The sequence below is a fragment of the Vibrio sp. S9_S30 genome, assembly GCF_014694455.1.
Taxonomy (GTDB): domain Bacteria; phylum Pseudomonadota; class Gammaproteobacteria; order Enterobacterales; family Vibrionaceae; genus Vibrio.
The window spans coordinates 13,062-35,734 of the sequence record NZ_JAAUWT010000015.1; the positions used below are offsets into that span (position 1 = coordinate 13,062).

Annotated in this window: 19 protein-coding genes; 12 read left to right on the forward strand and 7 right to left on the reverse strand. The window is 41.7% G+C overall.

Going from position 1 to position 22,673, the window contains the following annotated elements; translation table 11 throughout:
- Window positions 1–20: 20 nt before the first annotated feature.
- Window positions 21–1,016, reverse strand: coding sequence for a CobW family GTP-binding protein (locus tag HC752_RS17195; RefSeq protein ID WP_190336401.1), 996 nt, complete (start codon window positions 1,014–1,016; stop codon window positions 21–23).
- Between the two features lie 668 nt (window positions 1,017–1,684).
- Between HC752_RS17195 and HC752_RS17200 the strand changes: the two genes are divergently transcribed.
- Together HC752_RS17200 and cqsA are read left to right on the forward strand one after the other, a co-directional pair.
- Window positions 1,685–2,647 (forward strand): TDT family transporter, encoded by a 963-nt coding sequence (locus HC752_RS17200; protein WP_190336402.1) that lies wholly within the window; start codon window positions 1,685–1,687, stop codon window positions 2,645–2,647.
- Window positions 2,648–2,869: 222 nt separating this feature from the next.
- Complete coding sequence (cqsA, locus tag HC752_RS17205; protein WP_190336403.1) at window positions 2,870–4,042, forward strand: alpha-hydroxyketone-type quorum-sensing autoinducer synthase; 1,173 nt, start codon at window positions 2,870–2,872, stop codon at window positions 4,040–4,042.
- Between the two features lie 149 nt (window positions 4,043–4,191).
- Here cqsA and HC752_RS17210 read toward each other — a convergent pair whose 3' ends face one another.
- On the reverse strand, window positions 4,192–6,246 hold the full coding sequence (locus HC752_RS17210; protein WP_190336404.1) for a hybrid sensor histidine kinase/response regulator: 2,055 nt from the start codon (window positions 6,244–6,246) through the stop codon (window positions 4,192–4,194).
- A 922-nt stretch (window positions 6,247–7,168) separates the two neighbouring features.
- On the opposite strand from HC752_RS17210, the gene HC752_RS17215 reads away from it, so the two are divergent.
- Genes HC752_RS17215 through HC752_RS17225 form a run of 3 tightly spaced genes read left to right on the forward strand, consistent with a single transcriptional unit; the run spans window position 7,169 to window position 10,546 of the window.
- A complete protein-coding gene (locus tag HC752_RS17215) occupies window positions 7,169–7,519 on the forward strand; it encodes a DUF413 domain-containing protein (protein WP_190336405.1) in 351 nt (116 codons plus the stop codon).
- Window positions 7,519–8,559 (forward strand): glutathione synthase, encoded by a 1,041-nt coding sequence (gene gshB / locus HC752_RS17220; RefSeq protein WP_190336406.1) that lies wholly within the window; start codon window positions 7,519–7,521, stop codon window positions 8,557–8,559. Before HC752_RS17215 ends, gshB begins: the two co-directional genes overlap by 1 nt.
- Window positions 8,540–10,546, forward strand: a complete 2,007-nt coding sequence (locus HC752_RS17225; protein ID WP_190336407.1) for a flavohemoglobin expression-modulating QEGLA motif protein — start codon at window positions 8,540–8,542, stop codon at window positions 10,544–10,546. The genes gshB and HC752_RS17225 overlap by 20 nt, the downstream gene beginning before the upstream one ends.
- Window positions 10,547–10,626: 80 nt before the next feature.
- Here the strand turns inward: HC752_RS17225 and HC752_RS17230 are convergent, their stop codons facing one another.
- Window positions 10,627–11,820 carry an acetate/propionate family kinase gene (locus HC752_RS17230; protein WP_190336408.1) on the reverse strand — a complete coding sequence of 398 codons (1,194 nt, stop codon included), beginning with the start codon at window positions 11,818–11,820 and terminating at the stop codon, window positions 10,627–10,629.
- Between the two features lie 423 nt (window positions 11,821–12,243).
- Between HC752_RS17230 and HC752_RS17235 the strand changes: the two genes are divergently transcribed.
- Window positions 12,244–13,833 (forward strand): EAL domain-containing protein, encoded by a 1,590-nt coding sequence (locus HC752_RS17235; protein WP_190336409.1) that lies wholly within the window; start codon window positions 12,244–12,246, stop codon window positions 13,831–13,833.
- A 36-nt stretch (window positions 13,834–13,869) separates the two neighbouring features.
- Here HC752_RS17235 and HC752_RS17240 read toward each other — a convergent pair whose 3' ends face one another.
- Window positions 13,870–14,496: an outer membrane beta-barrel protein gene (locus HC752_RS17240; protein ID WP_190336410.1), complete on the reverse strand. Its 627-nt coding sequence runs from the start codon at window positions 14,494–14,496 to the stop codon at window positions 13,870–13,872.
- Window positions 14,497–14,843: 347 nt separating this feature from the next.
- Here HC752_RS17240 and phhA point away from each other — a divergent pair, with 347 nt between their 5' ends.
- From phhA to HC752_RS17265, 5 genes are all read left to right on the forward strand, one after another.
- Window positions 14,844–15,632 (forward strand): phenylalanine 4-monooxygenase, encoded by a 789-nt coding sequence (gene phhA / locus HC752_RS17245; RefSeq protein ID WP_190336411.1) that lies wholly within the window; start codon window positions 14,844–14,846, stop codon window positions 15,630–15,632.
- Window positions 15,633–15,641: 9 nt separating this feature from the next.
- Window positions 15,642–15,980: a 4a-hydroxytetrahydrobiopterin dehydratase gene (locus tag HC752_RS17250; protein ID WP_190336412.1), complete on the forward strand. Its 339-nt coding sequence runs from the start codon at window positions 15,642–15,644 to the stop codon at window positions 15,978–15,980.
- Window positions 15,981–16,333: 353 nt separating this feature from the next.
- Window positions 16,334–16,873 carry a diaminobutyrate acetyltransferase gene (gene ectA, locus HC752_RS17255; protein WP_190336413.1) on the forward strand — a complete coding sequence of 180 codons (540 nt, stop codon included), beginning with the start codon at window positions 16,334–16,336 and terminating at the stop codon, window positions 16,871–16,873.
- Window positions 16,874–16,896: 23 nt separating this feature from the next.
- The gene (gene ectB, locus HC752_RS17260) at window positions 16,897–18,162 is read left to right on the forward strand and encodes a diaminobutyrate--2-oxoglutarate transaminase (protein ID WP_190336414.1); all 1,266 of its coding nucleotides are present in this window, start codon (window positions 16,897–16,899) and stop codon (window positions 18,160–18,162) included.
- Between the two features lie 29 nt (window positions 18,163–18,191).
- Window positions 18,192–18,578, forward strand: a complete 387-nt coding sequence (locus HC752_RS17265; RefSeq protein WP_190336415.1) for an ectoine synthase — start codon at window positions 18,192–18,194, stop codon at window positions 18,576–18,578.
- 115 nt (window positions 18,579–18,693) lie between these two features.
- Here the strand turns inward: HC752_RS17265 and HC752_RS17270 are convergent, their stop codons facing one another.
- Both HC752_RS17270 and HC752_RS17275 read right to left on the reverse strand, forming a co-directional pair.
- Window positions 18,694–19,281, reverse strand: a complete 588-nt coding sequence (locus HC752_RS17270; protein WP_190336416.1) for a tetratricopeptide repeat protein — start codon at window positions 19,279–19,281, stop codon at window positions 18,694–18,696.
- Between the two features lie 563 nt (window positions 19,282–19,844).
- Entirely contained in the window at window positions 19,845–20,990 is a 1,146-nt protein-coding gene (locus HC752_RS17275) for an Acg family FMN-binding oxidoreductase (RefSeq protein WP_190336417.1), read from the reverse strand.
- 90 nt (window positions 20,991–21,080) lie between these two features.
- Between HC752_RS17275 and HC752_RS17280 the strand changes: the two genes are divergently transcribed.
- Window positions 21,081–21,539, forward strand: coding sequence for a MarR family winged helix-turn-helix transcriptional regulator (locus tag HC752_RS17280; protein ID WP_190336418.1), 459 nt, complete (start codon window positions 21,081–21,083; stop codon window positions 21,537–21,539).
- 125 nt (window positions 21,540–21,664) lie between these two features.
- On the opposite strand, the gene HC752_RS17285 is transcribed toward HC752_RS17280, so the two are convergent.
- Complete coding sequence (locus HC752_RS17285) at window positions 21,665–22,462, reverse strand: Cof-type HAD-IIB family hydrolase (RefSeq protein ID WP_190336419.1); 798 nt, start codon at window positions 22,460–22,462, stop codon at window positions 21,665–21,667.
- Between the last annotated feature and the right edge of the window lie 211 nt (window positions 22,463–22,673).

Below are 22,673 nucleotides of genomic sequence, written 5' to 3' on the forward strand. Positions count from 1 at the left end.
CTGATATGGCGTGAATGGTACTAATCGAGGCCGCAGATCTTCAAAAACACAGATTCCAGCTGATCCCAGCGCATAAGCTGTGTGTCGATGACCTCGATACGAGTTTCAAAGCCCTCTAGGCTTATCTGATTAACAGAAATGACACCATTAGCATTGTTGATAGAATAGCACCCCTTATCCGTATTAATCACACCCTTTACTCGCTCGGCAGTTAAATCACGCAGCATGCTCATTAGCTGTTCAAAATTGAAGACACATTCCGAACCGAAAACCCAACCACAGCTGTAAAAACCCTGCCCTTTGTTCTCCTTTCTTAAGTAGGTTTGATCAGGTGACAGAATGAACTCGGGTGAGTCTATTGCATGCTCATGTTGTTCAGCTCTTTCTACCTCAGAAGAAGAGTGGGAATTGCTTGCTTGAGCCGATGATTTTGCTCTCTCAATATCGAGGAATTCAAAATCCAAAGCGCCGTTTTCGGTTACTATTGATTGCTTGATGTTCTTTTGTTTTTTAGCCCAATCTTTAAAGTAACGTAAATCCGACTCGGTACACTTATCGGCTTTGTTTGCTATCACAACATCCGCACTGGCAAGTTGGTCAATAAAGTTTTTATTTTCTATATACTTTTCAATTTGTAAGTTACGAGGATCAACGAGAGCAATCGTTGCTTTCAAATCTACATAATTTTTGTATTGCTCGGAAAGCAGCGTAGAAATGACTTGTTTAGGATGCCCTAGACCCGTCGGTTCAATAATCAAACGATCAGGTTTTTGACGTAACAATGCTGTAATCCCGACGGACATAGGAACACCAGCCGTACAACACATGCAGCCACCAGGAACTTCTTTAATAAGCGCCCCTTTGTCGGTCAACAGTGCGCCGTCAATCCCAATTTCTCCAAACTCATTAACTAAAACAGCCCATGATTCATGCTCTGGCTTCTGTTTTAAAAGGTTGAGAATTGCCGTTGTTTTTCCTACACCTAAAAATCCAGTGATAATATTCGTTGGAACCATTGTATTTCCTTTGAGCAAATGTTGTTCAGCTTTAACCAGCACGGGATTATACTCAAAATGTTATACCATTACACTTCCCAACAGCTGGTGTGATCAAGGCTAATAGATCATTCAGCCCAAGCAATAGTAATAAGTCAGCGCAATAGAATAAAAACTAAAAAGGCGTACCACATAACGTGATACGCCTCAGACCTCGTTCTCAATCGTGAGTTTGCGAATTAGCGACCAATCGGGTACTAACAACTTACGAGGATTTCCTGTGTTTTACGTGTTTTTCTACCAAATTTTTATGTAGAGCCAAATTTCTCCCTTCAATGAAGTGTCATGCTTGCTCTACACTTTCAGTATTGTCCATATCGGCAATTTTGCAAACGATTCAACAGAAAGATCGCTTAAATAAACTGCCAATGTCACACTTTTGCCATTAAAATGGTCAGCCGAGAAAACACTCAAAACTAAAACGGCACACCTCGCATTATTTCTTCGTAGCCAATGCAGATTAGAAGCCCTTGGGTATAATACGCGCACTCAATTTATGCACCTTTGATATGTCATTATTGATGGCTATCGGCGTAGCAAACGTTGCCATATATTCGCGCGATTTTAATATGCACAAATAGGCTAAAATCATCGCGCGTTAGAACTCGGTAGTATAAGGAATTACATCATTGGACTGGAAACGCTTTATTTACTTCCAACATGTCCCAACAGCACAAGCGTCGCTCGCATTGGGGTTTATCGGCCTTGGTCAAGCGTGGGCGCTTTACTTTCCTTTGCTTAGTGATGTTATTCGCCCATTTTGTTCCATCGTTGGCTCTTTACTCCTTACTCCGGTTCTCATTAGGTATATCGCCTCTCCGAGCGTGTTTCTTCATGATATAAAGCACCCACTTCGTGGAAGCCTTATGGCTCCGATGAGTATGGCGTTATTAGTCTTATGTGATTATCTCGCCATCTTACTCCCCACCATTGCACATCCACTTTGGTTTGCCGCGCTCACTTTACATATCACTATGATGGTGCTGTTTTTCTCATTTCAGATTCGCCATTTTAAGTTCACTAATATTTTCCCTAGCTGGTTTCTCTACCCAGTTGGGGTGATCAGCTCAACGCTTGCTGGAAGCGCATTAGGACACACGATTTTTTCACAAAACATGGCGATGGTGTGCATTGCCATCTACTTTGTTATGCTGCCAATGGTTTTGTACCGTTTGGTTTTCGCAGGGAAGCTCCCGCGACCAGCTCGCCCAACCCTAGCGATAATGGCAGCACCAGTTAACCTTTCACTGGCTGCTTATCTAGTTAATTTCCCAAATCCAGATCCCATTCTAGCCGGTGCGCTATCGGGTATCGCAATTACAATGACTCTGCTTATCTACCTTTGTTACTTCAAGCTTATGAGGCTGAAATTTCAGCCATCGATTGCTGCCGTCACCTTTCCTTCTGTAATCAGTGCAATCGCTATGCAAAGATTAACCACATGGTTTGCAGAGCAACACACTCAGTGGGTATGGTTACATTGGTTTGGATTCTTTGAAATTACAATAGCGACAATATTGGTGGTTTGGGTGTCTGCTAATTATCTTAAAATGTACTGGCCGGAACTATCATTAAAGGTAACTAAACCCTAGTAACCTATGGTTAAAACGAATGGAATATAGTTTGTTTATTTTAACAAAACTATTTAGCCACACTCCCTAAAGGGTATTTTAGATAATAAATAGTTAAATAAAGGATGGCTTTTTTTGCAATCAGCGCCAAAAACATAAATATTGCACAATGACGAATCTATTTCTCGGGATATTAATAAAAGGGTCAGACGACCTCACAAATATCCATAGAAGAGAAATATCATGAGTAATTTTACCGCTAAACCGCTGCCGTCTTTTATTGAGAATAAACTCGAGTCATATCTCGAAAAGCACATCTATTCTAGGAGTAACGGCAAACACATAGTACAAGGCTTACAACCTAATGACGATTCTATCATACTCAGAAGCAATGATTATTTAGCCATATGCAATCACGACTTTATTAAGGCTCGGCAAATTAATGCACTGAGTCAGGCGACTCGTCAACCTATTATGTCTGCCGTATTCCAAAGCCAAGTCGTAGAGGAAGGCTCATTTGAACAGAAATTTGCGGATTTCTTAGGGTTCGACCACTGCATTACCACCCAATCGGGTTGGGCAGCGAACGTTGGTTTACTCCAAACGATTGCCGACCAAGACACCCACGTTTATATTGATTTTTTTGCCCATATGTCTTTATGGCATGGGTCGCAAAACGCGGGTAGTCAGATTCACCCGTTCCTACACAATAAGCCAAAAAACTTACTTAAGCAGATAAAGAAATACGGACCTGGCATCGTAGTTATTGATTCTGTATACAGTACGCACGGTACCGTTGCACCACTCAAAGAATTCGTCCAGATAGCAAACGATCATGACTGCGCTATCATCGTAGACGAATCTCACTCGATTGGCACACACGGCCCCAATGGTGCTGGGTTGCTCGCAGAGCTCGGTTTAACAGACAACGTGGACTTTGTTACAGTCAGCCTAGCGAAAACGTTCTCCTACCGTGCTGGCGCAATCTTGTGCCATCACAAGGTACATGAATGCCTTCCTTTTATTTCTCTACCAGCGATTTTTAGTTCGGGCATAATCCCATATGAAATGGAGGCCTTAAAAGCAACATTGGAGCTGATTAAAAAAAGTGATGACCGACGAGAAAGACTATTCGATAAATCTCATAAACTTATATCTGGATTAAAATCATTAGATATAGAAACAAACAGTAATTCACAAATAGTTGCAGTAGAAACAGGAACAGAAGAAAACACCGAAAAAGTGCGTGATTTCTTAGAGCTTAACGGAATTTTTGGTGCCGTATTCTGTAGCCCAGCGACACCAAAGAATAAAAGCGTAATTCGACTTTCTGTTAATAGTGATGTCAGTGAAGAACAATTAGATAAAGTATTAAACATTTTCAATTTAGCTAAAAAACAAGGTTTGTTAGCTTAATATGAAATTTACTTGAATTCTTTATTCAAATTTATTCTTCTATTTACACGCTCTAACTATTAATTAACTAGGAAATAAAATGAGTTGGGTTATATGCAAGATAATTTTACTTACCAACGCAGTAACCCAACTTTTGTCTCCGGCTCAATTTATATCCAAGTTGACACTTTCTGGATCAGTACGTCTTTTGATGCTGGTTTCAGAATGTAGTCATTCATACCGCTTTCTGAAATAGACTTAAGCGTTTTCTCGCATTTTTCACCAGTAAAGCAAATGATCGGTATATCTTTTCCATTATGCTGATATTTCCTATCTCGTATTGCTACGGTGGTTTCTATTCCATCCATTTCTGGCATCTCTAAATCCATTAGAATGAGATTGACATCATTCGAATTGAGTAAAAGTAGCGCTTCTCGACCATTCTCGGCTTGAAGAACTTTGTACCCCTGCCTTTCCAAAAGAGTAGACGAATAAAGCCGCAGGGAAGCATTGTCGTCCACTATTAAAATGGTTGTGCTTCCCTTATAACCTTTCGTTACTCTTGATGCATCACTACCCTTGGCTGTTTCTTCAAAAAATAGCTTATCTAACTTGGTCGCTAATCCTTTTGTGAAGGCGGTTACCTCAAGCAACTCATAGGACAGTATTCGATTCAATGACAGGTAATTCAGTATGTTACCGGAGTAAAGGTAAACGATTTTTCCCTCAAAACCACACAGTGCCTTTTCAAGGGAAATGAAGCGTGTTTTATCTTCTTGATAACTAGATAGGTTTACCAAAATGACATCTTGGGTAAGTTTGCTTATGTTTAAATCCAAGGTTACAGGGTCACTATGAGTCAACTCATACCCCGTAAAAAAAGCATGAGATTGAAGCGCACTGAGTGTTTCCCCAGCCCCACCGAGATACAGCAGAGATTTGTCTTTTATTACACTGCTCTTCAAAGCAAAGACGCGCTCAGACTCGTACTTAGGGAATCTGAGTTCAAACTGAGTGCCTTTGTTTACTTCACTTTCACAAATGATGGACCCTTTAAACGCGAGCATGACTTTGCGGCAAAACGGTAGCCCTAATCCAAAGCCGCCTTTCTTGCCAGACGTATAGAAATCACTGAATATTTGTTCGATGTTGTCACTATCGATGCCTGGTCCGGTATCTTCTACAAATATGGAATTAAATTCCTCTCCAACAACAAGTTTGATGTCAATCTGAAAATTTGTTCGATGCTTGTAATACAGTGCGTTTTTCAACAAATTGAAGATGACATAACGCAGTAATACATCACTACCGAAAAAAGGTTCGGACTCATCAAATGTGAGTCGAATCAAACTTCTATCAGCTGTACTACTAAAATGAAAACCTTCAATTGCGCTTTCCAATGTTTCCCCTAATGAATGTCGTCGGAAACTGGAAGTGGAAAGCTTATGCTCATCAATTGAAGTCAGTAAAAGGTTGATTGTTTCATTACCGCGCTCTATGGCATTCAGAGAATCATCAAGAATCCCATTAATCTCATCTAAGCTTTTTGCGTCAAGGGGATAAAAGTCGGATAGCTGCTGAGCGCTGCGTTCAGGCAGTAAATGTTTTACGACCTCAATGGAGCTGTATACTGCACTTAAAGGGTTTCTCATTTCATGGGCAATCCCTGCCCCAAACGATTTTGCCAGTGATACTTTCGATTCATTTTCTGTGAAGTTTCGATAATAAAATAGCGTACCAAATGCATACGTAAAAAAGAAAACGGGCATTAAAGTCCACTCAAAATACGTTACAGGATCACCTTGTACATATATGGTAGCGTAAGCGGCGCTATACCCAGCAAGGCTTTGAAAAAATACAATTCGGGTGTCATAAATCAGTAAAATCTGTAGGAAAATCCCGGACATTAACGACATGCTCCAGATCATAGACCAGTCGTTTTTTAACAGCATGTAGGAAAAAAAGTATGGAATGCACACGCCTAGTGATATGACGTAGTAAATATGTAAGTAGCGCTTCAAATAGATAGGCAGAACATCTCTAAGTAATATGGGGACGAGCAACAACCCACATACAATTCTAAAGCCTAAATTTTCATAGCTTTCCGGAGCCAGCCATGTCCAGACGAAGTAATAAGCGGGAAAACCAATTATCCCCATTAAAGCCACAATGGTCAGATTAGGCTCCGCGTATTCATAGATCTTTTTAGCGCGATCAAACTGCATTCATATCCCTAGCCAAAGCACGATTCTTCTTATCAGATAGTCGGGTTAGTTATAGCACAGAATAATACTCGATTCATTGAAACTGAGTGAAGTATGATCCGCGCCAAATTTCTGCGACCAGTTAAATAATTCCTTTTTAAATTAAATAATTAGCTAAAGCACAATGTCTACTTCGAATTGTAAAGACGGCTTCTTCCAGTTTCAATCCTTCCCCCTATAAGCTAGAGAGCATATCGTACCTACGCTTCGCCACTTTTTACTCATTCAATCCCAAAAGTGAGAATGATATACATTAAATAACGGAAGAAACCACCCTCTCATTTTGACGTCAGAAATGCCGAACTTCACGTTAGATGTACACATGATGACTCTTAAACTGATTAAGTTATCATTATACCTTCCAGTGACTTAAAATACCTTCAAGTCACTCAAACTTTTCTTAAAATGTCTTCCGGTACAATTGGAAGGCATGCCTCCCTAATAACCTCAAATTCTCATTCAAAAGGAATGGATTGACACAAATAAAGAATCAGTATATCGATAAGGCTCCTTAAAATGCTCCTCACCGTTAGGAGATTCTAGAGTGAGATCATTCGTGCATTGGGTAGGGTTTAATCAATAGAAAACTATGCAGATACAGTGAGTCGAAGTAACGTATTTTTCCGGTAGGTAACTTTTTCCGGTAGGTGACTTTTATAGAAGTTCTGACTTTTAATAGCCCAATCGATTGCTTGACTAAAGCAAATACTTCATTAATGACCTTGTAGATTTGCTCTCAATCCCTTAATTTGATTGACGGATGATCTCACAATAAGGGAATCGAACAAATTAATCATTACGACAAAAATTATTTGTTGTTATCTTTCTCTTTCTACGAATATCTTTCGCATACTAGTCACCCTGTATAATTGAGACAATTCCGATGCCTTTTCAAGAAATTCGGCAAGGTAAAGCACACTTCTACGACAACGTTCATTTCTCACATGGATTCTCTAAATCTGGAGACTTCACATTAGCTGAAGATGAAATCCTAACCTTTTTTGGAAAAACGTTGCTTGGACTTGAAACCCGTAAGTTAGCACCTGAGAACCAAGCTGAATCTGACTTCCTAGACGTTGTTCACGGCAAAAAAGATCCTAGTACTAAAATAGAGCGTACTTGGATGAAGTACGTGAAGCTTTCTCGCAGTAAAAAACCTTTCCACACTTTGAATAGTAACTCCTCAGTCTCTGATGATGGCTACAATCGCTTCGATTTGGTAGAGAATAACTAATGCACATTTGTTTCCTTATGTATCCTTGGGATCGCGTGTGCCCAGAATCCGATACTACACTTCGCCTTGTTCATGAGTGTGCTTCACGTGGGCATACCGTTGCAATTACTTCGACCAGTGGGCTGACTATTCGAGACAGTACCGTATTTGGTTTCTGTAATGTCATCAAAAAAGGGCAAAAAATTTCGGATAAAATTCCTACGTTCTACCGCCAAGTCGAGTTCTCTAAAGCTCGATTACCTATGGCAGGATTCGATGTCATCTTCATGCGTGCAAACCCTCCCTTGGACAATCTTGCACTTAACTTTTTAGACTCAATTAAAGATGACACCCTGATCATCAATGATCTTGAGGGTCTACGTCTAGCTAACAACAAACTGTACACGGCCAGTATGGGAGGCACAGCGAGCGAATTCATTCCGGCGACGCACGTTTCTAAAAATCGCGACTACCTACAACGAGTACTTGAAGAAAGTGACAGTGAAAAAATGATTCTTAAGCCATTAAATGGTTTTGGGGGTCACGGTGTGATTGTCATTGAGAAAAGTGCTCAGCAGAATTTCCGCTCTTTGCTTGATTTCTATATAGGAGAAGGCGAACAAAGTAACTATGTCATCTTACAAGACTACATAGAAGGAGCCGAAGAAGGTGATAAGCGTATTTTGATGCTAAATGGAGAACCTATTGGCGCAATGAAACGCGTGCCAGCGAGTGGTGAATTCCGCTCGAACATTCACGCAGGTGGACACGTAGTGAAGCACAGCATTACCAAAGAAGAAAGACGGTTGTGCGCGGCTATTGGTCCTAAGCTCGTGCGTGATGGTCTTTATTTCACTGGTCTAGATGTCATAAACAACAAACTTGTTGAGGTTAACGTATTGAGCCCAGGGGGCATTATGCGTATCAACAAGTTGAATCGCGTGCGTCTTCAACGTCCGGTAATTGATTTTGTCGAAAATATAGTCAATTCGAAAGATCTTCTACAGCAGAGAAAGAGCACCTTCCGTATGGCTGTTGAGAATGCCCACATTGAACCATAAGCAATACACTCTTAAAGAAATGCTCTCGCTGATTCAGCGAGGGCAACCTTTTTCCGGCGAACTTACTGATGCCGGATGCCTAGTCAAAATTGATGAGTATCTTCCCGTTGTTTGTACCGCCATTCATGCTGGCTCGCGTCTCCGTGATGAACTGCTCCATCGCTGTGTGTTAGAGAATTCTGAGCGTCTATTCGAAGAAGACCCGTTTACTGATGATATGATTGCCTCACAGCCAATCACTCTCGTCGGTTTGGATTCAAGGTTTGAGTATGATCTCAACCGCGCATTGACGCTAAGTACATACTATAAGTCGGCGTGGAATCGATTGGTTTGGAAGAAACCACTCGGAGCGAAGCACAGAGCAGAAAGCCACCGAAAGCACACGGCGTTTTACACCGTTTATGAAGCCATCATCTCTAAACTTGAATCACTGCACGACAGCGTTGTGGTGTTTGATCTGCACTCATACAATTATAAACGTCAAAGAAGCGATGCACCCGTGTTTAACATTGGCACCGCCCAAATCGATATGGAGCGTTGGGGAACGGTGGTGCATCGTTTTTGTTCAGAGCTGTCGAAGGTTTCTCTGCCTAACGTGACGACCAGTGCGGAAATGGACTCAGTGTTTGAAGGAAGGGGCTACCTCATATCTCATACTAATGCCCATTTTGACCGCACTTTGGTTTTGCCCACCGAGGTCAAAAAAGTGTTTATGGAGGAAGAATCCGGCACCCCTTTCCCATTAGTGCTCGACGCGCTTCATTCTGGTTTAAAGGAAGCATTCAGCCAAACAAGCGCATTTGTTCAACGTAAGTTCAATAAAAAGCGCCGTATCAATAAAGCTGACATGTTGAGTTCGAGTATTGAACCTAACCTTATCGCTGTCGATAAACAGTTATACCAACTCGCCTGTGGAGTAGAAACATTAAAATACGTCAACCCTACCAACCTAAATGTTGAACGTAAGCGCTTCGAGTCTGCACCAAGTCGTTACAAACCAAACTATCGTTACCGGCAACTCCCCATTAACGTCAGTGAGTTTAAACAGCAGCTTTATCGGCTACCCATTGAGGGGATCTCCGATCCTGATATGCGCCACCTTTATAGTGATATGGTACAAAAGCTCAATGATAAGTTGGATTTACTGACCTCGGTTGGTAGCGAGGCTTTTCTATACAATGCATTGCGATACCATGGACGTCCGAGTAATCAGGATTTAGATAATGCGCGGTTTCTTTTGTATGCAAAACTGCTTGATGAGGATATCCATGAGCACGTTAACGCTACAAAGGCGATAGAGAAACTGGCGGAAGCCGCCCGCGATCTAAGAATGAAATGTAAAGTTTCCGGTTCAAATACGCTAGCAGCCAAAGCAATGGTAACTGCGAACCCGCCAACTCTCTTTGTCAATAATAAATCGAACTTTTCAAATCGAGAGATTGAGCGTTTAGTACAGCATGAACTTGGAGTGCATATGGCGACCAACTATAACGCCCGTGCTCAGACATTGAAGATTTTTCGTTTAGGGTTACCGGGCTCTACGGTATCGCAAGAGGGATTAGCAATATTGGCCGAGTACAAATCAGGGTATTTGTCACATGAACGCCTTAACATGCTGGCTAAACGAGTTCTTGCCGTTGATTCAATGTTGAAAGAACAGAATTTCTATCAAACATACAGTTACCTAATAGATGACTTGAATCTTGATAAGGACAGCGCGTTTTCATTGACTACTCGTGTCTATCGTGGTGGCGGCTTTACAAAAGATCACCTTTATTTGAAGGGATTCTTGCAAGCGTTGAACATCGAAAAATCCCGCTCTATCGAGAATCTGTACATAGGTAAATGCAGTTTCCGCTACCACGACTTATTGGATGAACTAATGAGTCGTGGCTGGCTCAAATCGCCCGCTTTCTTGCCTCCAACTAACACCCAAGAAAGTAGTAATCAAACACTGGATTATCTTATCGAATCACTGGTGGTTTGATAGTCGCCAACGGCGAGCTCACCTATGATGACGAAAAAGCGAGCTATATGCTCGCTTTAACGTTTCATCGTGGCAACCCGTTATAGCAATGCTACGGACTGCTGGGCAATCACAAACTCTTCGTTGGTTGGAACGACCATGGCGATAGCCCCCAACATATCCGACCGAGCAATAATACCTGCTTCACCAAATCTTGCGGCTTCATTGCCTTTCGGATCCTCAACAAAACCTAGGAGCTTGAGATTTTTCAAAATCTCACGGCGAATTGGTAGTGAATTTTCACCAATACCTCCGGTAAAGATAATGGCATCAAGGTGCCCGAGTGGAACGAGGTAAGAAGCAATGTACTTTGCAACACGGTACGTAAAGACGTCAAAGGCCAGCTTTGCTCCCTCATGCCCTTCATCCATGGCATCCAGAATGCCACGGGCGTCTGAAGTCAGCCCTGAAACGCCAAGAAAACCCGATTTCTTGTTCAGCGTTTCAAACACCCTTTCTTGGTTCCACCCCTTCTTCATTAGAAATTCAATGATGCCTGGATCTAAATCGCCCGAGCGTGTGCCCATCATTAGCCCAGCGAGCGGTGTAAAGCCCATAGAAGTGTCCACAGAAGCACCATTACTGATGGCACACACAGATGCGCCATTGCCTAAGTGAACCGAGATAAAGCTGGATTCATCCACTGGTTTGTTGAGCATTTTGGCCGCTTCACAGCTAACAAAATAATGGCTTGTACCATGAAAACCGTATCGACGAATACCATACTCTCTGTACAATTCGTTCGATATCGCCTCAGTGAACGCTTTTTGAGGCATAGATTGGTGGAAAGCCGTATCAAATACAGCAAATTGAGGCAAAGCAGGGAAAACAGACATTGCCGCACGAATACCTATCGCACCCGCTGGGTTATGCAACGGAGCTAGATCCGAAAGGCTCTCAATTTCCTGTAAGACATCTTCATTAATTCGAACAGTATGAGTAAACCGTTCGCCACCATGAACAATTCGGTGACCTACAGCAACAATGTTTTCAGTTAACTTGCATTCATCCACTAATCCCACAATTCGATTAATAGCATATTGATGATGATTTTCAGGTTCACCAATCTTCTCTTCAAACTTATTGCCATCATGTTTCCAACTGATTACCGCATCAGGTAATCCGAAGCATTCACCTAAGCCGCTAATAACGGTGCCACCCGTTTCAGAGTCAATCACAGCAAATTTAAGAGAAGAACTCCCTGAGTTTATAACCAGAACGAAGGAATGAGGCATAAGGTTATGAATCCTGTTTTTAGCTAATATTCTGAAGCGATATGCTTTCATCGAAGATGAATCCATTATTCAATGATTTTTTAATCTATCAACTTTATTTTAATCATCAGGTTAGGAGAATACGCGTTTTGTTGATCTAGCGCAGCAAAGCATTGACTTAGTGTAGAAAATTAAAGAGCACCAATAAGCATCTGTATTAATATAAAAAGGCATCAACTCTATAGCGGTTAGATCCCCTAAAGCGCTAAGCATGTTGAATTATCAAACTGAAGAACCTACCAAACTAACCATTTTGCGAAATATGTTTGTAACGTTGTCTATACTTTATTTGTAATAGATGTAATGGATGTAAGAAACAGAGTTCTGATGCATCTACAGCTTATGCGCAAAGCAAATTCGCGCTGCCATTGTTAAGGGTTAAATGTGATTCTAGTTGCTGACTTGCTCGTTTTTCTGGGAGTTGTATTTTTGGGCTTAGGGCTCAGACCCGCTATCCAGATTTGTCAGAAAACACATGAGTTAGGGTGGCAAATATTGCTAGCCCTCATTATTGCATTCGGCTTTGGCTACACGTTGTTTCTTTTGTATTTATTGAACCAGCACTCAGCCGGTTTCATTGAACTTGGCATCGCTACTATCTTATTTGGTGGCAGTATCTTTGTTGTTTTGGTCGTCAGCTATAGCCAAAAAACCATCAATCAAATTGACGACATAGCTCAACTTGAGCGCTATAACGCACTTCACGATTCCTTAACCAAGTTACCCAATCGACAATTTTGTATGAGTCAACTCGACAAGTATATCGAGCGTAGAACCCCCTTCTCTGTCTTACTGTTCGATGTAAACAATTTTAAATACGTAAATGATGCAATGGGACACCAATTTGGGGACATGCTGCTTCAGCAAATTAGCCAGAGGCTGAGTATGGTGTTGCCGAAACAAGCTTTCTTTTCAAGAATCGGAGGGGACGAATTTGTCATCATATTGCGTACTGGCGGTCGAAAGCCAATTGAAACACTTTACTATGAAATTTTGGAAGAACTAAGCCATCCATACCACCTTGGAGAATACAGCGTCATCACTTCCATCAGTACTGGAGTCAGTATCTACCCAGAATACAGCACAGAAAAAGATCAGATCCTAAAGCAAGCCGACGTTGCCATGTATGAAGCAAAGCGTTCAGGCTGCGGCTTGTATTTCTATTCAAGTAACCTAGAAGACCAAGCTAATGAACAGCTCACCATTTCCAGCCAATTAACATCAGCACTCCACAATCAAGAATTTGAGCTTCACTATCAACCGATTGTTAACACCAGATACAATTCTCTATACGGATATGAGGCGTTAATTCGCTGGCCACAACCCGATGGAACCTTCATATCACCCGAGAAATTCATTCCTATCGCGGAGCAATCACACATCATTCGTGACATCACAGATTGGGTGGTCAACCAAGTCATACTTGATATGAAAATTTTTAGCGAGTCCGGTATAGATGCAAGCATTCATTTAAATCTTTCAGCAAAAGACCTCAATAGCCGCGCACTGTTTAATAACCTCAAACAATTAGTAGACAGCGGCCAAATCGACCCAAATCGACTCGTCCTCGAGGTCACAGAAAGCGACATGCTGAAAGACATGAAAAATACTAAGCAAGTATTGGAAGCGTTAAGGGCTATTGGATTCAAGATAAGTTTGGATGACTTCGGCACTGGCTACTCATCACTGACGTTACTAAGAGAGTTACCGATTGATCAAATTAAGATTGACCGCTCTTTTGTATCGGGGATGCACATAAGTGATTCGGATCATGCCATTGTCCGCGCTTCAATTTCACTAGCACACGGATTAAATTGTACCGTGATCGCCGAAGGCGTAGAAGAAACGGAACTAATGGCATTGCTTGATACGGCGAATTGTGATTATTTTCAAGGATTTATCAATGGCCGCGCACAAACTTTAGAGGACATTGTCTATTGGACGAAACAGCATCATCTAAAAAATGCCATTTAGTCCAACCGCGCTGAATACGACAAAATCGATAATGCGTTAAAACTCGTATCCCATTGTGACATAGAAGGCATACAGGTTTGCATCCCCTTTTTTATCAACCTTCTTGAGTGCCAATTTGTTACCCCGTAACTCAGCACCAAACTCAAAATTGTTATGCAATCGGTAACTGCTTCCAATTGCCCACATGTAACCCGCCCCTTTTGCTTTTGGCTTGGAATCTTTATCGACCGTCAATGTTTTTTTATATTCTAGCGCTTCAACATACCCATAAGATAAACCAGCAGCACCATAAATATCGATGCGATCGGTTAGCGAATGCGTTATTTTTGGTGCGACATTCAAAACAAGAGAACTGATCTCTTCTACTTCGTATAAGGAAGGTGTATCGGACTTTTTCTTTGAGTTGTAATGAATATCACCAGAGAAAGAAACGCCTAAATATACATCATTTTCCTCTGTCCAAATTGATGTCATACGTGAATATTCAAGTGATAAAGATCGCCCTACCAACTCATAATCACCAACACTTGCCACTTGGGAGTGGAAACGAGATCCACCAACCTTTGCAGTAAATAATTGGTAAGTCTCTGGGCGAACTTCTGCCCCAGCATGAGCGGACAATACGACGGTACTGGCGAAAACGAAAGCAAACTGTTTTTTCAAAACGACATCCAACTGATTTGAGTGTTTTATGGGTAAATTAAATTTTGCAAGAAAATAATCCAACAATAGAACCAAAGTCTCACAACTGATTAAGCGCGCGGAATTCTACACAACTAATATGCATATCAATAGAATGATTGATGCATCCGGTGACAACTTCTGTTCATTACGTGATTTAGAGCACCTTATTGCTCTTACCCTCAAGCATCACCGGGCTCTAAAAAACGCATGTAAATTAATTGTTACAGGCTGAGATTTTGGGAAATTGATGATTTTGTAGACGATAATTTAGTTTTCATCGATAGTTACCACATTAATGCAACATATTCGAAACATCGTGGTGATTTATGACTAAGCAAAGCCAGTATCAGTCAAAAAAAGCGGATGAAAATGGCGTCATTCATTGGACTGATGAAGAAAATAATGTGTGGAACACACTCATCCGGAGGCAACTTAACTGCATACAAAATAGAGCCTGTACCGAGTACATGGAAGGGCTAAAAAAACTCAACCTCCCACATGAACGTATTCCGCAGCTTCATGAAATTAACGCGGTCCTCTCTTCAGAAACAGGCTGGCAATGTGAGGCTGTACCTGCCTTAATTAGCTTCGACCGATTTTTCGAAATGTTATCTGAACGTAAGTTTCCAGTCGCAACGTTTATTCGGAAAAGGGAGGAAATGGAATACCTTCAAGAACCCGATATTTTTCATGAAATATTTGGGCATTGCGCCATGCTCACAAACCCGGCTTTTGCGGCTTTTACCCATTCTTACGGCAAGTTAGGGCTAAACGCTTCAAAAGAAGACAGGGTTTACCTTGCTAGGCTCTATTGGTTTACCGTTGAGTTTGGGCTAATCAAAAACCCCAAAGGGATGCGCATTTATGGTGGAGGCATACTCTCTAGCCCAGGGGAGACTCAGTATGTGTACAGCGACAAACCAGTATTCGCTCCGTTAGACCCCATTGATGTTTTTCGCACACCATACCGAATCAACATCATGCAACCAAAATATTTTTACATAGACAATATTAACGAGCTGTTCGAAATAGCCAACCTCGATATTATGTCACTCATTAAACACGCAAAAACGTTGGGTCTACATGCACCAATGTATGAACTGGAACACGAGTAAGGAAAAACCATGTCAGAAACACTATTAGAGTCATCTTGTGAAGCATGCCGATTTGATGCACCAAAAGTTGAAACAGAAGAAGCCAAAACACTACTAAAACAGATCCCCGAATGGCAACTCATCGATGTAAATGGCATTTTGCAACTTGAAAGAATCTATACGTTTAAAAACTTCAAGCAAGCTTTAGCGTTTACCAATCTAATAGGAGAGATGGCTGAAAAAGAAGGTCACCATCCTGCCCTTACCACCGAATGGGGGAAAGTGACGGTTCAGTGGTGGAGTCACTCGATCAAGGGGCTCCATAGAAATGATTTTATCTGCGCCGCAAAAACAGATGCCTTGTTCTAAATCACCGCACTAAAGCCACACATAACCTCAATCTCGCCGAGGTTATGTGTTGGTCATGCCCCTTCCCTGAAACCCCCATTGTATTTTCACGCTACTCCCCCAAAAAGCTCGGTGCTTGTGTCCGTTTGACGCATGGCTAACAACCTGACGCATGAGTAACAACTCCAACGATAACTTGGTCAACTTAACGATTCGCACACTAACATTTTGAACTCAATCATTTTAAACGAAATTTAGTCATTCTTACCCTAAAAAACATAAGATTTTTCAGTTACCCTTGATTTGATTTCTAAATAATGTACCCTTTTAACCATAAATAATACTTAGACCTCTAAATATATTCGTGACATAAAATGACCATTTCAACCGCTTGGGTAGCGAACCCAGACCCATTAGAAAAGCCAGAAACAGAGTGGATATTTCGAAGCCCTAACAAGCAAGACGGGGATGACATCCACCAGCTGATAGAGAGCTGTCCCCCTCTAGATACCAACTCCTCTTACTGTAATTTCTTACAATCTTTTCACTTCAAAGAGACGTGCATTGTTGCGGAGTGTAATGGCGAATTAGCTGGGTTCATATCCGGTTATTGCAAGCCTAATTCACCGAAAGATTTGTTTGTTTGGCAGGTTGCCGTCTCCCCAAATCACAGGGGAAAAGGACTGGCGTTTTCAATGTTGAAGGCGTTATTGAAAAGAGAAAACTTGAAAGCAGTAGAGTGTGTAGAAACCACAATCACCGAATCAAATCAGGCGTCATGGAACCTATTCAATAAATTAGACAAAGAAAATGGCAACACCGGAATTAAATCCACATTTTTGGATGAAGACGTACATTTCAAAGGCAAGCACGATACCGAATATTTGTATCGCATCCCTCTACTTAAACTTTAACCCAAGGAAAAAGCGGTCCCACAATGGATATCTTTAAGAAAAAGGAATCTAAAGTTAGATCCTATTCAAATAACTTTCCTGTTGTTTTTCAAAAAGCTCAGGGGAGTTGGTTAGAAGCAGAGAACGACAATAAGTACTTAGATTTTCTAGCAGGTGCAGGCTCATTAAACTACGGGCATAACAACCCGATATTAAAGGATGCTTTGCTCACATACATTACAAACGATGGCATCACGCATGGCTTAGATATGCACTCTGAAGCCAAAGCGGAGTTTCTGCATGCATTGGAAAAATATATCTTCGCACCACGCGATCTGGATTACAAAGTTCAGTTCACGGGTCCTACTGGTACTAACGCGGTCGAAGCAGCATTAAAGCTCGCGAGAAAATTCACGGGTAGGCAAAATGTGGTCGCGTTTACCAATGGGTTTCATGGGTGCACCATGGGCGCACTTGCTGCTACTGGTAATCAACACCATCGTGGCGGCGCGGGAATGCCGCTTACAGGGGTAACACGTATACCCTACGAAAATTACGCTAACGTTGATGGGCTATCATTATTTGAAACCTTGCTTTCAGATAGCTCCAGTGGTCTCGATATGCCAGCGGCTGTTCTTCTAGAAGCCGTGCAAGGTGAAGGCGGTTTGAATGTAGCCAGCAATGAATGGCTTCAAAAACTGAGTTCCATTTGTCAAAAGCATCAAATCCTATTGATTGTCGACGACATTCAAGCTGGCTGTGGGCGTACTGGAACCTTCTTTAGCTTTGAGCCTTCGGGAATCAAGCCCGATCTCGTCACGCTTTCTAAATCCATTAGTGGGTTTGGCTTGCCAATGGCGGTTGTATTACTAAAGCCAAAGCTGGATGTTTGGAATCCTGGTGAACATAACGGGACGTTCCGTGGTAACAACCACGCTTTTATAACGGCGACAAAAGCGTTGGAACTATATTGGGCAGATAGTCATTTCGAACAACACATCTCCGAGCGTTCAAGCCAAATTCGCGCACACCTAGAACAATCACTCCATAAATTTCCTCACTTATTTAAAAGAATAAAAGGACGTGGAATGATGATTGGAATTGAATGTAGAAAACCTGATGTCGCAAGCCTCATTACTCGTAACTGTTTTGAACGCGGTATGATCATCGAAACAGCGGGGCCAAATGACGAAGTGGTCAAATTCTTCTGCCCGCTCACGATTACAAAAGCAGAATTGGCTCAAGGCTTAGAAATATTTGAAGCGTCTTCTGAGGTCGCCGCTCAACAGATAGTTAAAAAAGCCTCTTAGAAATTCAGATTGATTGCAAGGACTTTAGAATGATTGCAAGGACTTTAGAAGAATGCCAAAACAGTGAACGCCGCGTGGTATCAGCCAACTGGGAAAGCGTTCGTATGTTGCTCAAAGATGACAACATGGGTTTTTCTTTCCATATCACCACTATCTACGAAAATACGGAAACTCACATTCACTATAAGAATCACCTTGAGTCCGTTTACTGTATGAGTGGTGAAGGCGAAATTGAAATCATTGGCGGCAAAACGTACCCAATCAAACCGGGTACGCTCTACATCCTAGATAAACATGACGAGCACTACCTAAGAGCGTATAAAGGCAAAGATATGGTCATGGCGTGCGTATTTAACCCACCGATTACTGGCAATGAAGTTCACGACGAAAACGGCGTATATCCTATTGTCGATTAGGCGACTCTGATTTAATTCAATGCGATCTTAAGCGGCTGCACGCGTTAAGATCGCTATTCGTCTAAGTGAAGGTGTAGGTGTAGGGGGATAATTACTCAAATATCACGTGCATTGACTAAGAAAGAATCAGCTCGCTCCTAGACAAAAACTCAATAGCATCTTGGCAATGGTTTTTCGCTGCCCGATACATATATTCAATAGCATGATCTTCATCCACTTCACCGCCTTCGCCACTCAGTGACATCAGTGCAAGCATGTATTGCGCTTTGGGCACATTGAGATCGGCAGCACTATTTAAATAACTCCTAGCCTTCACCATGTCCTCAAATACACCGATACCACTCGCATAAACGGTATAAAGAATCATTGCAGCGGTTGCATTCCTACCACGGTAGGAGCGCTCCAGCCAAAAGATACCCTCACTTTCATTTTTTTCCGATCCCAAACCGAACAGTCTATCAACACCAGTTAGTAGCTGAGCGACAGGCGAGCCTCGATAAGCAAACTCAACAATGATATTTATATTTGCTAGCGCTTGACTCACTCTTCGAGAAAGAAGCGCTTCCATAAAATCCTTGTTGAGCAAATTAGCTGTATCTTTAAAAAGCTCTTTAGAGGCATCCATAAGCCCCTCATCGCTTAAATCTTCTTGAATCAGTGAAGTGATAAATAGTTTCACTTTTTCTATATCTGACAATTCCATAGTCTGAATATTAACTGTCGATTAAACTAGAGTATGTCACGAAAACGTAAATGCTAGGTTAACATTACACATTAATGATAAGTGACTCGCATTCTCAATTGAAGGTAAAGCACACCATCTAGAAAGGCACCTAGTCATCGTTACCATACACAGAATCATAGATGCCAGACATGTGTTACCTTACTGAATTACTTAGTGTTACTCACATTTTTCTGAGGCTTTTTAGGTGGACTACTTGAGGAACGCTGCCAATTTACTCCTGAGTTAGGTTGGCAGGACGGCGCTCTCGGGCTTCCTCTATGACCACCGCGATGTGAGCTGTGAGTTCTATTCATGTTGCCTCCTTGTAAACATTTTAAGTGAGCAAACAATGCACAACTCCAGTCTAATTGAGTACATCAACAAAATATGCGAGCACGATAACAGTTGGTCAGAGCTTCGAATAGCAGAGATAAGACAAAGGTTATTAATATTGAATACCCAAGTAGCGAACTAAAAATCGATAGCATGTTGTGACCGCTACCGATCTTTTCACTCGTCTAAAAATATAACGGATATTCAAACTACATGAGTAAATCGCTCACTTCTCTTCTAGGGGATTCTGGTGTGGGGTTCGCTTTACCCAGTCTAAACACCATTTGCACGGTATGTGACTTGTTAACATTAAAGTACTGTTTGAAGCGTTCTTGCAGTGGAAGCATATCTTCATACTCCTGCAGGATTTGGCTCATTGGGTGTTGTGCGATGCCCATTGATGCCGTTACTAAATTGATTCTGTTGTACAAACGCCCTACTTCTAATTGGTCTGTCCTTGTGTTTCCTTCCGTTACCAATATAGCGAAATGATGTGTGCTCTCCGTCACCGCCTTTGTCAGTTTTATGCCTTCTTTTCCAAAAGCCGTAGGATCTTTCTCAGCCGACTCACGACTCAAAAAGAACTGCTCGGCTAGCCACCGTTTAGCACCCACAACACCATTTTGTGGCAAACCAAAGCCGTCTCGGTATTGTTTAAACTCATCGTCGTTAAAACGGAACATACCTATTGTTTCCAAGCTGCGCGCACTTTTTTGCTCTTCTATTTCCATTGCTTGATTCAGGAAGTGTCGCATTTCTTGGTTGTACTTTTCCGTTTGTATCAATCTCAAATCGCTGCCATTCGTTTTCACAACATTAAGAATTGCATTCAGCTCAGTATCGGTAAGCTTGGCATTTGTGTATTCGGTCTTATTGGATTGACGTGTAACAAGATAAGAGAATAAAGGATCTGGCTGAATACTCGCATCTGGCACCAGTTTAATCGCGGCAACTGGCTTGTTTTCCAACACCTGATTACCGTACTCACCTTGCGGAAAATATTGTACGTCCGCTCTCATAGCAAAATGGCTTGCAGCCACGGTTAAGCTTTCAATAAATGTACCCTGCCCAATGTGTATTTGGCGATGAATCGGATCCGTCTGTGGTAACAGCCTACCTTCATCGACATACAACAGGATCGTATTCTCATCTTCAAAATCCACTTTCCACGGCTGAATATTATGAGGATTAGGACACAGCATCGCGTAGCTAATAAGTGTCTTTCTCAGATCCGAGTAAGTTAGAACGGGTCTAAAAAGGTCAGCAGAATCTGAAACGTGACTGACCACAACAGGCGCTGCAGCCAAAACGACAGCCCCAGCGCCTATCACTTTAATAAAATTCCGTCTATCCATGGCTATACCCTCTTTAATTCGTTTGTTAAACTACATTCCATGGAATAAATATACATTCCTTGGAATATATATCAAGAGGTTTCATTCATCATGTCGACAGAAAAACAACAAGCGTCCATTAATATCATGATTACATTGGGAATAATTAATCAACTAACCGACTCTTGGCTAAACAAAGCACTAGCACCTATTGGAATTAACCAGTCACAGTTCAATTTACTCAATCACTTTTCAAACCAGCCGGAACGCGAACAGACCATCAGCCAATTAGCCCAGGTTATGCAAATGAACCAACCTGGTATTACTAAAGTGATCAACAAGCTCGCACAAGATGGGTTAGTCGAAATAAGAAAAGACGAAACGGATGGAAGAAAAAAGTGGATTAAAATAAACAGCGCTGGATTAGATAAGGTTCAGCTCGCTTTCACAAGTTTCTTGCCCACAATTGATGCTTGTTTTAAGAATTGGGAGAATGACGAAATGCAGCAAATGTTACAGCATTCCAACAAGTTAAAAGAATGGCTGGATGAGCATCGAGATCTCAATTGACTTTCCCTGTGAAGGCAGCCTTGGGTAAGGAAAATAATTGAGCTCCCTAGCATTAGAACCTGCGACTGTAACGTCATGCCCGTAGCAAGAAACCTACAGGCACGAGCCGTACTTTCATCCCTGATCTAGGCAAGCACCTTATCTTTGATTACCGTTAACACGCCTTGCGCATCTTGGTGTGGTGCTTCAAAGCGAGCAAGCGCTTTTATTTCAGGATGGGCGTTTGCCATTGCGTAGCTGTGATACGTTTCTTTGAGCATTTCGACATCGTTAAAATAGTCGCCAAAACTCATGCTCTGCTCAAAACTAAAACCGAACAGTTTCTGCAAATGTTTTATTGCTGTGCCTTTTGAAGCGTCTTTATGCATAAAGTCTAGCCAAATTTTGGCACTCACAACCACTTGATGAGAGTCCCCGAATTTTTTAGACACAACTGGGTACACGTGCTCTTCAGTGCCTTCATAATTCAGAACAGCTATTTTGATGAATTCATCATCGACATCGAGTAAGTCGTCAACATTTTCTACGCGATGGTAATAGTTTTGGATTTCCTCAAACTTGCTTGGATCGTTTGTTTCAATGTACGCTGAATCTTTTCCACATAAAACGATGTCTGAGTTTGCAATACCCCGAACAGTAACAACAATATCGTGCACGTCTTCTTTAGGAATAACAGCACTGTACAATTCGTTCCCTCGATGCATAACGATCGCACCGTTTTCTGCAATAAAAAGCATGTCATCGGCTATAGATTCAAACATACTCAACAGGCTGTAATATTGCCGACCTGAAGCGGCAGCAAAAAGAATCTCTTTTTTGCGTAATTCATTGAAAACAGGATAGAAGTCTGAGGGAAGGTTTTTTGAACTATCGAGCAAGGTGCCATCCATATCGGTGGCGATAAACTTTATCTTTTCTAACAAAACGACTCCGAAATACGTATCTGTTACTTTGCCTTAACGACAAAAATTCAGTCCAATTAATAAGCGACAAAATGGCACAATATCAATAAATTAAAATGAAAAACAGCAAGTTCCACTATTAGATTTCACTTAAAAAAGTAACACATAGGGACAAATCGAATCCCGCTCACTTCCGATCCAGACCCCGTCCCCTTACGCTTTATAAAACGAA